This window comes from Streptomyces cupreus, from assembly GCF_014257025.1.
GTDB lineage: Bacteria > Actinomycetota > Actinomycetes > Streptomycetales > Streptomycetaceae > Streptomyces > Streptomyces cupreus.
The window spans coordinates 94990-106962 of record NZ_JACMSF010000027.1 but is presented as its reverse complement, the minus strand read 5'-3'; the positions used below and the strand labels follow the sequence as shown (position 1 = coordinate 106962).

Annotated in this window: 12 protein-coding genes; 6 read left to right on the top strand and 6 right to left on the bottom strand. The window is 70.8% G+C overall.

Annotated features, from left to right (window positions below; translation table 11 throughout):
- The coding region (locus tag H4N64_RS24210) for an acyl-CoA dehydrogenase family protein (RefSeq protein ID WP_186284517.1) at positions 1 to 1266 on the bottom strand (1266 nt) is incomplete at its 3' end.
- Between the two features lie 92 nt (positions 1267 to 1358).
- Here H4N64_RS24210 and H4N64_RS24205 point away from each other — a divergent pair.
- Positions 1359 to 2510, top strand: a complete 1152-nt coding sequence (locus H4N64_RS24205; RefSeq protein WP_186284516.1) for a thiolase C-terminal domain-containing protein — start codon at positions 1359 to 1361, stop codon at positions 2508 to 2510.
- A gap of 13 nt (positions 2511 to 2523) precedes the next feature.
- On the opposite strand, the gene H4N64_RS24200 is transcribed toward H4N64_RS24205, so the two are convergent.
- Positions 2524 to 3720: an esterase-like activity of phytase family protein gene (locus H4N64_RS24200; RefSeq protein ID WP_260859933.1), complete on the bottom strand. Its 1197-nt coding sequence runs from the start codon at positions 3718 to 3720 to the stop codon at positions 2524 to 2526.
- 168 nt (positions 3721 to 3888) lie between these two features.
- On the opposite strand from H4N64_RS24200, the gene H4N64_RS24195 reads away from it, so the two are divergent.
- Entirely contained in the window at positions 3889 to 4314 is a 426-nt protein-coding gene (locus H4N64_RS24195; protein WP_186284515.1) for a pyridoxamine 5'-phosphate oxidase family protein, read from the top strand.
- Between the two features lie 10 nt (positions 4315 to 4324).
- Complete coding sequence (locus H4N64_RS24190; protein ID WP_186284514.1) at positions 4325 to 4984, top strand: pyridoxine/pyridoxamine 5'-phosphate oxidase; 660 nt, start codon at positions 4325 to 4327, stop codon at positions 4982 to 4984.
- 3 nt (positions 4985 to 4987) lie between these two features.
- Here H4N64_RS24190 and H4N64_RS24185 read toward each other — a convergent pair whose 3' ends face one another.
- The 4 genes from H4N64_RS24185 to H4N64_RS24170 form a co-directional block, all read right to left on the bottom strand.
- On the bottom strand, positions 4988 to 5863 hold the full coding sequence (locus tag H4N64_RS24185; protein WP_186284513.1) for a GNAT family N-acetyltransferase: 876 nt from the start codon (positions 5861 to 5863) through the stop codon (positions 4988 to 4990).
- An 87-nt stretch (positions 5864 to 5950) separates the two neighbouring features.
- Positions 5951 to 6553 carry a GNAT family N-acetyltransferase gene (locus H4N64_RS24180; RefSeq protein ID WP_186284512.1) on the bottom strand — a complete coding sequence of 201 codons (603 nt, stop codon included), beginning with the start codon at positions 6551 to 6553 and terminating at the stop codon, positions 5951 to 5953.
- A 21-nt stretch (positions 6554 to 6574) separates the two neighbouring features.
- The gene (locus tag H4N64_RS24175; protein WP_260859932.1) at positions 6575 to 7108 is read right to left on the bottom strand and encodes a Zn-ribbon domain-containing OB-fold protein; all 534 of its coding nucleotides are present in this window, start codon (positions 7106 to 7108) and stop codon (positions 6575 to 6577) included.
- Positions 7108 to 7554, bottom strand: a complete 447-nt coding sequence (locus H4N64_RS24170; protein ID WP_186284511.1) for a DoxX family protein — start codon at positions 7552 to 7554, stop codon at positions 7108 to 7110. The genes H4N64_RS24175 and H4N64_RS24170 overlap by 1 nt, the downstream gene beginning before the upstream one ends.
- Positions 7555 to 7748: 194 nt before the next feature.
- On the opposite strand from H4N64_RS24170, the gene H4N64_RS24165 reads away from it, so the two are divergent.
- The 3 genes from H4N64_RS24165 (at position 7749) to H4N64_RS24155 (ending at position 11972) form a co-directional block, all read left to right on the top strand.
- Positions 7749 to 8276: a hypothetical protein gene (locus H4N64_RS24165; protein WP_260859931.1), complete on the top strand. Its 528-nt coding sequence runs from the start codon at positions 7749 to 7751 to the stop codon at positions 8274 to 8276.
- Positions 8277 to 8428: 152 nt separating this feature from the next.
- Positions 8429 to 9622: a flavin-containing monooxygenase gene (locus H4N64_RS24160; protein ID WP_186284509.1), complete on the top strand. Its 1194-nt coding sequence runs from the start codon at positions 8429 to 8431 to the stop codon at positions 9620 to 9622.
- Between the two features lie 124 nt (positions 9623 to 9746).
- On the top strand, positions 9747 to 11972 hold the full coding sequence (locus H4N64_RS24155; RefSeq protein WP_186284508.1) for an acetate--CoA ligase family protein: 2226 nt from the start codon (positions 9747 to 9749) through the stop codon (positions 11970 to 11972).
- Position 11973 lies beyond the last annotated feature (1 nt).

Here is an 11973-nt window from a genome sequence, read left to right as displayed (position 1 = left end):
GCGACCGGCAGGCCCCACGGCTTCCCGATGACCGGCAGGCCCTGCGGCTTCCCGATGACCGGCAGGCCCTGCGGCTTCCCGACGACCGGCAGACCCCACGGCTTCCCGGCAAGCGGCGGCCCCGGCAGCTTCCTGGCGTGCGATGGTCCCGGTGGCTTCCTCTCGGCCGGAGGCCCACGCGGCGTAGTAGGCGGCGGACCGCGCGGCCTGGACCTGGACGTACACATCGGCCAGCCGGTGCTTGACGGCCTGGAAGGACCCGATCGGCCGCCCGAACTGCTCCCGCTGCTTCACATACTCGACGGTCAGCTCCAGCACCCGGTCGGCGGAACCGACGGCCTCGCAGGCGAGTACGGCGGCGACGGTGTCTCCGAGCCGGGCGAGAACCCCGAGCACATCCGCGCCCTCCTCCCCCAGCAACCGCGCCTCGACATCGCGGAGTTGGAGCCGGGCGAGCGGCCGGGTGGAGTCCAGGGCGGTCTGCCGTACCCGGACGAGCCCGTCGGCATCCCCCGGGACCAGGAAGAGGTCGGTGTGGGACCGGGCGAAGCCACCGGTGTGGGCGGCGACGAGGAGGAGCCCGGCGCTGTGCCCGTCGAGGACGCGCTCGACCTCGCCGTAGAGCCGCCAGCCGCCGACCGCCTTTCGGGCCTCAACGACACCCGCGACCTGCACGCCACCCTCTGCCCGCCCGACCTGCACGCCGCCCTCTGCCCGCCCAGCCTGCATGCCACCCGTGCGCCCACCCCCGGCCGACTCCCGCCCGACCTGCACGCCACCCGCGCGCCCACCCCCGACCGACTCCCGCCGGGCCTGAACACCCCCGGCGCGCCCGCCCCCCGCCCAGCCCCCACTGTTGTCACCGGTGAGTGCCAGGGCGGCGGCGGGGGCGGCCAGGGCGGCGGTGAGCGAGCCGTCGGCGATGCGGGGCAGCAGCTCGGCGCGCTGGTCGTCGGTGCCGAGAGCGAGGATCAGCGGGGCGGTGAGGACGGCGGAGGCGAGGAGGGGTGAGGGGGTGAGGAGACGCCCCAACTCCTCCAATGCCAGGGCGAGTTCTGTCACCGAGCAGCCGACTCCGCCGTAGGCCTCGGGGAGGGCGAGTCCTGGCACGCCGAGTTGTTCGGAGAGGGCGGTCCACAGGGCGGGGTCATGGCCTGCCGGGCTGTCGATGGCGGCCCGCAGCTCCTCCGGGCCGCACCGCTTGTGGAGCAGTTCGCGGAGAGTACGGCGGATCTCGTCCTGTTCGGCGGTGAAACCGGCGTCCATCGCTGCCCCTTCCCTCCGGATCTGACGGTCCGTCATATTAGGAGTGCCGGGTCGAGATGCACAGAGGGATGCACTGATGGGAGAGGCCTGTCATGACTGCCGGAAACCGGAAAGTCGCCGTGGTCGGGGTGGCCCTCTCCGACTGCGGCCGCGTGGACGACGCGACCCCGTACACCCTGCACGCCCAGGCGGCCCGCCGAGCCCTGGCGGACGCCGGCCTCGACCGCGCGCTGGTCGACGGCTTCGCGTCCGCCGGAACAGGCGTCCTCGCGCCGGTCGAGGTGGCCGAGTATCTGGGCCTGCGCCCGACCTGGGTCGACTCCACCTCGGTGGGCGGCTCGACCTGGGAGGTCATGGCGGCGCACGCGGCGGACGCGATAGCCGCGGGGCATGCGAACGCGGTTCTGCTGGTGTACGGATCGACGGCCCGCGCGGACATCAGGGCGGGCCGCAGGACGGGCAACCTGTCCTTCGGAGCTCGCGGTCCCCTGCAGTTCGAGGTGCCGTACGGCCACACCCTGATCGCCAAGTACGCGATGGCCGCGCGCCGCCACATGATCGAACACGGCACGACCATCGAGCAGTTGGCCGAGGTGGCGGTGCAGGCGCGGCAGAACGCGGCGCTGAATCCGGAGGCGATGTTCCGGGACCCGATCACGATCGACGACGTCCTGTCGGGACCGATGATCGCGGACCCCTTCACCAAGCTGCACTGCTGCATCCGCTCCGACGGCGGGGCGGCGGTGCTGCTGGCGGCGGAGGAGTACGTACGGGACTGCCGCAAGGCGCCGGTGTGGGTGCTGGGGAGCGGGGAGTGCGTGTCGCATTCCGCGATGTCGCAGTGGGAGGACTTCACGGTGTCGCCGGCGGCGGTGAGCGGGCGGCTGGCGTTCGAGCGGGCGGGGGTGCGGCCCGGAGAGATCGACGTGGCGGAGATCTACGACGCGTTCACTTACATGACGCTCGTGACGCTGGAGGATCTCGGGTTCTGCAAGAAGGGGGAGGGCGGGGCGTTCATGCAGGCGCGGGAGTTGCCGGTGAACACGGACGGGGGTGGGTTGTCGGCCCAACATCCCGGGATGCGGGGCCTGTTCCTGCTGGTGGAAGCGGTGCGGCAGCTCAGGGGCGAGTGCGAGGCGCGGCAAGTCTTGGCCGGTGACGGCGAGTTGCCGCGCCTCGCTGTGGCGTCCGGGACGGGTGGGTGGTTCTGCTCGTCGGGGACGGTGGTGCTGGGAAGGGCTTAGAAAAGGGAAGGGCTTAGAAAAGGGCGCGCGGGTCGGCGTGCAGGCGCTCGCCGAGGCGGATGGTGATGAACTCGTTGTTGTCCGCCTTGCCCGCCGTGCGGCCGGAGGAGAAGGGGAAGTTGTTGTCGTTCAGGACGGCGAGGGTGCGGTCGTCGAGCAGGACCACGTCCTCGATCGTCTGGAACGGGAAGGTGAAGGTCTCGCCGAAGCCGCCGAGCTTCTTCGGGTTCGCGATGTTCATCAGGTCCGCGACGAGGGTCTTGTCCATGACGCCGTCGTCGTTGCGGTCGCGGGTGTCGGCGAGGTAGATCCGCTTGAACTTTGCCGTCGCGCCCTGACCGCCGTCCCGCTCGATGACGAGGAAATGGTGCTTGTCGACGGCGATGGCGTCGCCGATGGCGTGGGCGGAGGACTCAAGGCGGTACGTCCAGCGCTTGCCGGTGTACTTTCCGGCCTTCAGGTCGAACTGGTTGAAGCGCAGGTCACCGGGGGTGTCACCGGCGACGGTGCCCTCCAGGAGGGGGTACAGATACCGGCCGTCGACGGAACGGGCCATGCCCTCGAAGCCCCTGCTGCCACCGAGGTTGGGCGTACCGCCGTTCAGGTACGGGTTCTCCGGCGCCTTGACGCCCTCCAGCGAGATCGGTGCCTCCAGCAGCTTCCCGGTACGCGAGAAGTGCAGCAGGAACGGGCCGAACTCGTCCCCCACCCAGTACGTGCCGTCGTACGCCTTCACGATCGACTCGACGTCGAAGTCGGCGCCGGTGAGGGTGCGGTCGCTGCGGGTGAGCGCGAAGGGCACCTTGTGGTCGGGGTCGGTCAGGTTGAACCCGCCGAGCACCTCGATCTTCCCGGTCTGGGGGTCCGGCTTGACCCGATGCACCCGGAGCAGGAAGTCGGCGCTGTTGGCCTTGCCGCCGTAGCCGTTGTCCGACAGCACGTCGTAGGTGCCGTCGTGCCGGTTCACGATGCCGCTGAAGCCCTGGACCGGCTGGTCGGCGAAGGGGGCGGAGATGCCGTTGAAGGGGCCCGCGCCGATCGCGGCCCCGGACGGCTCGCTGCCCGGGACGAACGTCTCCGCCGGGAGCGAGGCCCAGCCGGTGAGCGTGGCCTGCCCGAAGTCATGGTGCTGCTCACCGGCGAGCGCGGAGGGCGCCGCGAGGGCGGCCGTCAGGGCGACGGCACTGAGCATGATCGAGGTTCTTCTCATAGTGGGCACGCTAAGAAGACCTGGTGACGCGCGGGTCAACGGAAGGCGACGTCGGCCGGTGGGGAACAGGTACCCGTCGGGCGTGGTTGTGAACCAGAGCACAGAATGAACCAGGGCACAGAACAAACCGGAGCAGGACGACTCGACGAACGCAGGAGGAGACCGACGATGGCCCTGACCCGCGAAGAGCGCGAGCAGTTTCTGGCCGAGCCGCATGTCGCCGCGTTCTCGGTGGACGGAGGCGCGGACCGAGCGCCCCTGACCGTGCCGATCTGGTACCAGGTCGAGGACGACGGCAGCGTATGGATCATGACCGGCCTTGAGTCCCGTAAGAACCAGCTGATCAGCGCGGCGGGCCGGTACTCACTGATGGTGGACCGACTGGAGCCGACGATCCGGTACGTATCGGTGGAGGGCCCGGTCGTGGAGACCGTGCCCGCGACGAAGGAGCGGCTCAGGGAGATCTCCGCGCGGTATCTGCCGGAGGACAAGGTCGACGGCTACGTGGACTTCGCCTGGAAGAACCATGGCGAGCAGGTGGTCGTACGGATGCGGCCCGAACGTTGGGTGTCCTCGGACCTGGGAACCGTCTGACAATCAGTGCATGGATCTTCATGAGCTGCTGAGGTCACTGCGGGTGTGGGACCCGGAGGTGACCGAGTTGCGGCCCTTCGACCCGAAGGCGGCGCCGGCCGAGCCGCTGCCATTGTTCGCGAACTGGTTCGCGGAGGCGGTGGCGGCGGGGCAGGTGGAGCCGCACACGATGTCGCTGGCGACGTCGGACGAGGAGGGCCGGCCGGACGTACGGACGGTGATGCTGCACGGGGCGGACGCGGACGGCTGGTCGTTCGCGACGCATGTCGGCAGCAGGAAGGGGCGGCAGCTCGCGGCACGGCCGTTCGCGGCGCTGGGTTTCTACTGGCCGGCGCTGGGGCGGCAGGTGCGGGTGCGGGGGCCGGTGACGGCGGCCGCGTCGATGGAGAGCCAGGCGGATCTGCACGCCCGGTCGACCGGGGCACTGGCGGCGGCGCTGACCGGACGGCAGAGCGAAGTCCTGGGCTCCTTGGAGGAGTTGGCGCGGGTGTCGGCCGAATCCTGGGCGCGGGCGCAGCAGGAACCGGACGCACCTGTCCCGACCTGGACCCTCTACCGCCTGCTCCCGGAGGAGGTGGAGTTCTTCCAGGGCGAGGAGAAGCGTCAGCATGTACGGCTGAACTACCGCCGTACTGGCTCGGATTGGGCCCGGGAACTCCTCTGGCCCTGATCGCTACGAGCCCGCGCCGCCCGAGAAGTCGTACACCTCGAAGTCCGCCACCGCCCGGTAGCCGATCCGCTGGTAGAGGCCGTTGCTGGTGTTGTTGGCGAGGTCGGTGAAGAGGAGGACTTCCTCCGCGCCGGCGCGGACGGCGGCCCGGCTGACCTCGACCGTCACGGCACCGGCGTAACCGCGTCCGCGCAGGTGGGGCGGGGTGTAGACGGGGGCGATACGGACCTGTCCCGCGACCATCGGGGTGACCCCGCACATGGAGGCGGGCGTGCCGTCGATGTCCTCCCAGAAGGTGACGCCGCCGTAGGCGATGCGATGGTCGGCCCAGGCCTCCAGGTCCCCGGCCGCATGCTCGCCGACGCCCTCGGTGAACTCGCCGTACCAGCGGATCAGTTGGTCCCTGTCCTTCTCGCCCGCCACCCGCGCGCCGCCCTCCGGCACCGGCTGCGGCATCATCAACATGCCCAGCCGGTGCAGCCGTTGGCGCTGGCGCAGGGCCGAGGTCGCGCCTGTGTGCCGCTGCCAGGAGCGGACGAAGCCGGCGGTCGTCTCACGGGTGCCGATGATGCCGGGCACCGGGTGGCCGATGGCGACCAGGTGGGCGGCGAGGGCGTCGGTCTCGTCCGCGGTGAGAGGGGTGACGTTGAGCCGGTAGGGCGGGGTGCGGAAATAGGCTCCGCGCACCTGGCCGTCCCGCTTCATCACCCCGAACACGGGCGGCTCGTCACCGCCGTACGCGCGCAGTCCGCGCGTGCGCAGCGACTCCGTGACCGTCAGGGCAACGGTGTGCAGATCGGGGCGCGACCGCAGGAAGCCACCCGCGTGGGAGAGGAAGCGGTCGAGGTCTTCGGTGACGTACCAGTCGTCCGAGCGCATGTCTCATGATCCCGCGTCTGTACGGGACTTGGCCATGCTTTTCCGGGGTGAACACGCGGCCGTCACATCGACGCGAGAGTCACGCCTTCATGACGCATCCGGATCCGGATCATCCGCAAGTCGTGCGTGCAGATGCATGTCCCGGTAGGCGTCGTGCCGCCTCGCCTCCCACATGGCACCCCTGAGGGTCCCCTCGTAGGTGAAACCGCAGCGCTCCGCGATGTGGCAGGACGACTCGTGGCCCACCGCGTGATCGAGTTCCAGGCGGTGCAGTCCCAGATCGGTGAGCGCCCAGCGGGTGGCCAGGGCGAGGGCGCGGGTCGCGATTCCGTGGCCGCGCGCCTCGGGGAGCACCCAGTAGCCGACGCGCGCGGTGCTCATCACACGGTTGATGACATTGACGCCGATGTGCCCGAGCGGCCGCCCGGTCTCGGGGTCCGCGATGCAGTACGGCGCCGCCGTGCCCTCCTCCGCGGTCCGCGCCGACGCCTGTAGCTGATCGCGCGCGGAGTCGAGGTCCGTCGTGAACCTCAGGGGGGTGTTCCAGCGCTCGAACTCCGGGTCGGTGCGGCCCCGCAGCCAGGCCTCGACGTCCTGCTCCGACTCCGGGTCCCAGGGGCGCAGCCAGAGGTGCGGGGTTCGCAGGTCGGGGAGGCGCGGTGCCTTGTAGCGCTGATCATCGAGGGCCATGAGGCCATTGAAACCGGTCGCTCATTCATTCGCATGGGAGCGCGTGTTTCCGGCAGTGGGCGCTTCCCAGGAGTGCGAGCTTTCTGGAGCGCGCGCTTTCCAGGCGTGCGCGCCGTCCGGGAGCGCGCGCTTTCGCGGCCGGAACACCGGCACCCCCTCCCGGAACCCCGCCTCCAGCTCCATCCCGGCCCGCAGCGGCGCCTCCCCCGCCGACCCCGTCCACTCCACGATCTCCGTCATCATCCGGGGGCCCTCGGCCAGGTCGACGACGGCGGCGACGTACGGGGTGCGCTCCCCGAAGGGCGGCAGGTCGTTGCGGTGGACGACCGACCAGGTGTAGAGCGTGGCCCGGCCGCTCGCGGTCTCCCAGGTGACGTCCTCACTCCAGCAGTACGGGCAGAACTCGCGCGGGTAGTGATGGGCCCTTCCGCAGGCCCGGCAGCGGCGGACGAGCAGGCGGCCCGCCGCTGCCGCGTCCCAGTAGGGGCGGGTGAAGGCGTCGGGTTCGGGGAGGTCGAAGCGGGCGGGGTGCCGGTCGGTTTTCTCGGCGGCCATCAGAAGAGCCCCAGTGCGTTGTCCAGCGACCAGGTCTGCCAGGACATGCCGAAGAGGGCGACCGCCGAGATGAGCGCCATCATCGAGTTCTGGCCCTGTTCCGCCCAGTCGTGGATCATCAGCGCGAAGTAGACGCCGTTGAGCAACAGGCCGGCGACCAGGGCGACGGGGGTCAGGAATCCGGCGATCAGGCCGAGTCCGAGGGCGAGTTCGGCGTACGCGACGACGTACGCCATCGTGCGCGGGCGGGGCGCTACGACCACGTCGAAGCCGGAACGTACGGCGTTCCAGCGGTGCTTGGCCGCCACGTCCGCAGCCCAGGCGATGCCGCCGCCCTCGAACCAGCTCTTCTTGTCCTTGTGCCGCCAGCTCTCCAGCCACCACAGGCCGAGGCCTATGCGGAGCACGGCCAGCCATTCCGCGCCGCTGAGCCAGATCGTGTCCATGGATCTGACGGTACGTCAGATCTGGTTTCGAGGGGAGACCCCCGGCTGTGCGTTTGCCATGAAGCTGTGGGTCCTCGTCCTCGGACTTACAGGGCCACGCGGGCCCCGGCCCTTCACCCGGAGCCCGGTGCCGGCTTCCCGTCATGCCCCGGTATGTCCGGCTGGTATGTCCGGCTGGTTCCACGATGACCGGCATGCGAGCCGTACCGCCCACCCTCGTCCACCTGGGCAGCCCCTTCATCAACTTCCGCGACTTCAAGTTCGCCGAGTCCTCCGCGCACGGCCACCGCTGGATCGACATCAAGCGCTTCCGTCTGCCGGCCGAGCCGCCCGAGGACCGCGCCCTGCTGGCCGCCCTGATCGCGCACCCGCAGTTCCGCGACACCTACGACGGCTCCGGCGTCCAGGACTGGCCCCGGCACGGCGGATGGTGGCTCGACCGGATCACCCCCGACAGCTACCGAGCCGTCGACGCGGCGACTGCGAGCACCGTCATCCGCAAGTGGGCCGGACAGCACGGTCCGGTCCCGGAGGCACTCGTAGAACGCATGCAGGAGCAGGTCCATACCCCGATCGCCACCGCGACCAGCACCTCCCTCCTGGGCCCCCTCCCCGAGGACGCCCGCCACGACTGGGGCGGCATCCACATCGACTTCCACGAACTCGTCCTCATCGACCGCCCGGCGAGCACCCTGACGCTGCTGGTCGCGGCCGACGACTAGGTGGGCCCCGCAGCGTCTCTCCTTCGAAACCCCACAACCAGACCACGTACGCCACCAGCCCCACCCACTCCTCCTACAGGCGTGATCAATCCGCAACCAATTCCGGTCTTGACCGAGACCCATCAACGGGGTGCGTGATTACGCTCGCGCTCATGGCCGACTCCACAGCGCATTCACCAGCCGACGCCGACCACCCGGTGTACGTCATCGGTGGCGGTCCCGGCGGGCTCGCCGTCGCGTACACCCTGCGCGCCCGGGGCATACGCGCCGTCGTCCTGGAGAAGTCCGACCGCGTCGGCGCCTCCTGGCGCGGCCACTACGACCGGCTGCACCTGCACACCACCCGGCGCCTGTCGGGGCTGCCCGGGCTGCCGATGCCCCGGCGGTTCGGGCGGTGGGTGGGCCGGGACGACGTGGTGCGGTATCTGGAGAAGTACGCCGAGCACCACGAGCTGGAGATCGTCACCAGCGTCGAGGTCTCCCGCGTGGAGCGCGCCCCCGCCGGCGACGGCTGGCTCCTGCGCGCCACCGGCGGCCGTGAACTGACCGGCGCCGCAGTGGTCGTCGCCACCGGCTACAACCACACCCCCCGGTTCCCGGACTGGCCCGGCCGCGACACCTACACCGGCGAGCTCCTGCACGCCTCCGCCTACCGCAACCCCAAGCCCTACGCCGGCCGTGACGTCCTCGTCGTCGGCGTCGGCAACACCGGCGCCGAGATCGCCGTCGACCTGGTCGAGGGCGGCGCCTCCCGGGTACGGCTCTCGGTGCGCACCGCCCCGCACATCGTGCGCCGCTCCACGGCCGGCTGGGCCGCCCAGTACTCGGGCGTCCTGTGCCGACGCCTGCCGGTCGCCCTGGTCGACCGTCTCTCCCGCCCGCTGGCGAAGCTGAGCGTGCCGGACCTGTCCGCGCAGGGGCTGCCCCGGCCGGACACCGGCCTGTACAGCCGGGTGCTCGAAGGGGCCGTCCCGGTGCAGGACGTCGGCCTCATCGACGCCGTCCGCAAGGGCCGGGTGGAGGTGGTGGCCGCCGTCGACGGCTTCGACGACGGCAAGGTGGCCCTCGCCGACGGCACCCTCGTCGAACCGGACGCCGTCATCGCCGCCACCGGATACGTCCGCGCCCTGGAGGGTCTCGTCGGCCATCTGGACGTCCTCGACGCCGGTGGCAGACCGGTCGTCCACGGCGCCCGCACCCCGTCCCATGCCCCTGGCCTGTACTTCACCGGCTTCACCAACCCCATCAGCGGGATGCTCCGGGAACTGGCCATGGACGCCGAGAAGATCGCGAAGGCGGTGGTGAAGGAGGCCGGAGACCGGGTGTCCCGGCTGCCTGTCACCTGAGATTCTTCACCCAAGGGCGTCTCCTCCGTTCAACTTTGTCTGCACAGCCATTCCTGACGGAACGTCAGTTCAGTAATCTGACATTGCGTCAGTTAATCGCTGTCACACAGGAGCGGGCGGACCGATGCTTGGATCAACCCACGGCACCCTCACCACCGACTCCCGCCGGACCCGGGTCATCGCCTGCGGGGAGCAGCCCGGGCCCGCCGTCCACGGCCGTCCGGCCGAGGTCGACGATCTCGACGTCAGCGGGCGTCCGCTCTATGCGGGCGTACCCGATCTGGACCGCTTCTTCCGTCCCGGATCGGTCGCCGTGATCGGCGCCTCGGACACCGAGGGCCGGCCCAACACCGGAGTCACCCGGCAACTGCTCGCCTGGTCCGAGCGGGTCGGCGCCCGGCTCCATCCCGTGCACCCCAGCCGCCCGTCCGTCTTCGGCATCCCCTGCTCTCCTTCCGTCGCCAACCTGCCCGAGCAGGTCGATCTCGCCGTACTGCTGGTCGCCGACCCCCTTGCGGTGATCGAGGAACTGGCCGAGGCCAAGGTGAAGTTCGCGGTCGTCTTCGCCTCCGGCTTCGCCGAGACCGGTGAGGAGGGCGCCGCCGCACAGGCCCGGCTCGCCGCCGCCGTGGAGCGGTCCGGGATGCGGCTGCTCGGTCCCAACACCAACCTCAACGCCTTCGAGGAGTTCCGCACCGACCTCGACGGCCCCGCCATCGCCCTGATCACCCAGTCCGGGCACCAGGGCCGGCCCGTCTTCGCCCTCCAGGAACTCGGCATCCGCCTGTCCCACTGGGCGCCCACCGGCAACGAGGCCGACCTGGAGACCTCCGACTTCATCTCCTACTTCGCCGAGCGCCCGGAGGTGGGCGCCATCGCCTGCTACATGGAGGGCCTGAAGGACGGCCGCGCCTTCCTCCTCGCCGCCGACCGGGCGGCCCGGCGCAAGGTGCCGGTGGTCGCGGTCAAGGTGGGCCGCACCGAGACCGGCGCCCGCACGGCCGCCTCACACACCGGCAAGCTGACCGGCGCGGACGCGGTGGTGGACGCGGCCATGCGGCAGTACGGAGTGATCCGCGTCGACGGTCTCGACGAACTCCAGGACACCGCCACCCTGTTGGCCCGGGCACGGCCCCCGCTTGCCGACGGCGTCGTCGTCTATTCGATCTCGGGCGGCACGGGCGCACACTTCGCGGACCTGGCGACCGAGGCGGGACTGCGGCTGCCGGTGCTGCCGGAGGCCAAGCAGGCCGAGCTGCACCAGTGGATACCCGAGTACCTGAGCGTGGCCAACCCGGTCGACAACGGCGGCCATCCGGTCGGCGACCGGCGCGGCCGGAAGATCATCGACGCCCTCCTCGACGATCCGGAGGTGGGTGTCCTCATCTGCCCGGTCACCGGGCCCTTCCCGCCGCTGAGCGACCGGCTCGTGAAGGACCTGGTCGACGCGGCCGAGCGCACCGACAAGCTGGTGTGCGTGGTGTGGGGGTCGCCGGTCGGCACCGAACCCGCCTACCGCGAAGTGCTGCTCGGCTCCTCGCGGGTGGCCACCTTCCGCACGGTCGCCAACTGCATCACCGCCGTCCGCGCCTACCTCGACCACCACCGCTTCACCACCGGCTACCGCTCCCCCTTCGACCGCGCCCCGCGCACCCCGTCTCCGTCCTTCCGCAAGGCCCGGGCACTGATGCGCCCAGGACAGCAGCTGAGCGAGCACGCGGCGAAGCAGTTGCTGCGGGCGTACGGCATTCGCGTACCGCGCGAGCAGTTGGTGACCAGCGCGGCGGCCGCCGTGCGGGCGGCGGGCCTGGTCGGCTACCCCGTGGTGATGAAGGCGTCCGGCGCGCGGATCGCCCACAAGACCGAGCTGGGCCTGGTCAAGGTCGGCCTCACCTCCGCCAGCCAGGTCCGCGACGCCTACCGGGAGTTGACGGACATCGCCCGCTACGAGGACGTCTCCCTGGACGGCATCCTGGTCTGCCAGATGGTCGAGCGGGGCGCCGAGATGGTCGTCGGTCTCACGCATGACGAACTCTTCGGGCCCACGGTGACCGTAGGACTCGGCGGGGTGCTGGTCGAGGTGCTGCGGGACACCGCTGTACGTGTGCCGCCCTTCGGGGAGGAGCAGGCGCGGGACATGCTCCATGAACTGCGCGGGCGGACCCTCCTCGACGGGGTCCGGGGGCGGCCCCCCGCGGACACGGACGCGCTCGTCGAAGTCGTCCTGCGGGTGCAGCGCATGGCGCTGGAGCTCGGGGACGATCTGGCGGAGCTGGACATCAATCCGCTGATGGTGCTGCCGCAGGGGCAGGGCGCGGTGGCGCTGGACGCGCTGGCGGTGTGTCGCTGAC

Coding starts and splice junctions, on each gene's coding strand:
- H4N64_RS24175 (WP_260859932.1), bottom strand. CDS start 7,108: ATGGCCGCCGAGAAAACCGACCGGCACCCCGCCCGCTTCGACCTCCCC.
- H4N64_RS24180 (WP_186284512.1), bottom strand. CDS start 6,553: ATGGCCCTCGATGATCAGCGCTACAAGGCACCGCGCCTCCCCGACCTG.
- H4N64_RS24165 (WP_260859931.1), top strand. CDS start 7,749: ATGCGAGCCGTACCGCCCACCCTCGTCCACCTGGGCAGCCCCTTCATC.
- H4N64_RS24185 (WP_186284513.1), bottom strand. CDS start 5,863: ATGCGCTCGGACGACTGGTACGTCACCGAAGACCTCGACCGCTTCCTC.
- H4N64_RS24190 (WP_186284514.1), top strand. CDS start 4,325: ATGGATCTTCATGAGCTGCTGAGGTCACTGCGGGTGTGGGACCCGGAG.
- H4N64_RS24160 (WP_186284509.1), top strand. CDS start 8,429: ATGGCCGACTCCACAGCGCATTCACCAGCCGACGCCGACCACCCGGTG.
- H4N64_RS24170 (WP_186284511.1), bottom strand. CDS start 7,554: ATGGACACGATCTGGCTCAGCGGCGCGGAATGGCTGGCCGTGCTCCGC.
- H4N64_RS24155 (WP_186284508.1), top strand. CDS start 9,747: ATGCTTGGATCAACCCACGGCACCCTCACCACCGACTCCCGCCGGACC.
- H4N64_RS24205 (WP_186284516.1), top strand. CDS start 1,359: ATGACTGCCGGAAACCGGAAAGTCGCCGTGGTCGGGGTGGCCCTCTCC.
- H4N64_RS24195 (WP_186284515.1), top strand. CDS start 3,889: ATGGCCCTGACCCGCGAAGAGCGCGAGCAGTTTCTGGCCGAGCCGCAT.
- H4N64_RS24200 (WP_260859933.1), bottom strand. CDS start 3,720: ATGAGAAGAACCTCGATCATGCTCAGTGCCGTCGCCCTGACGGCCGCC.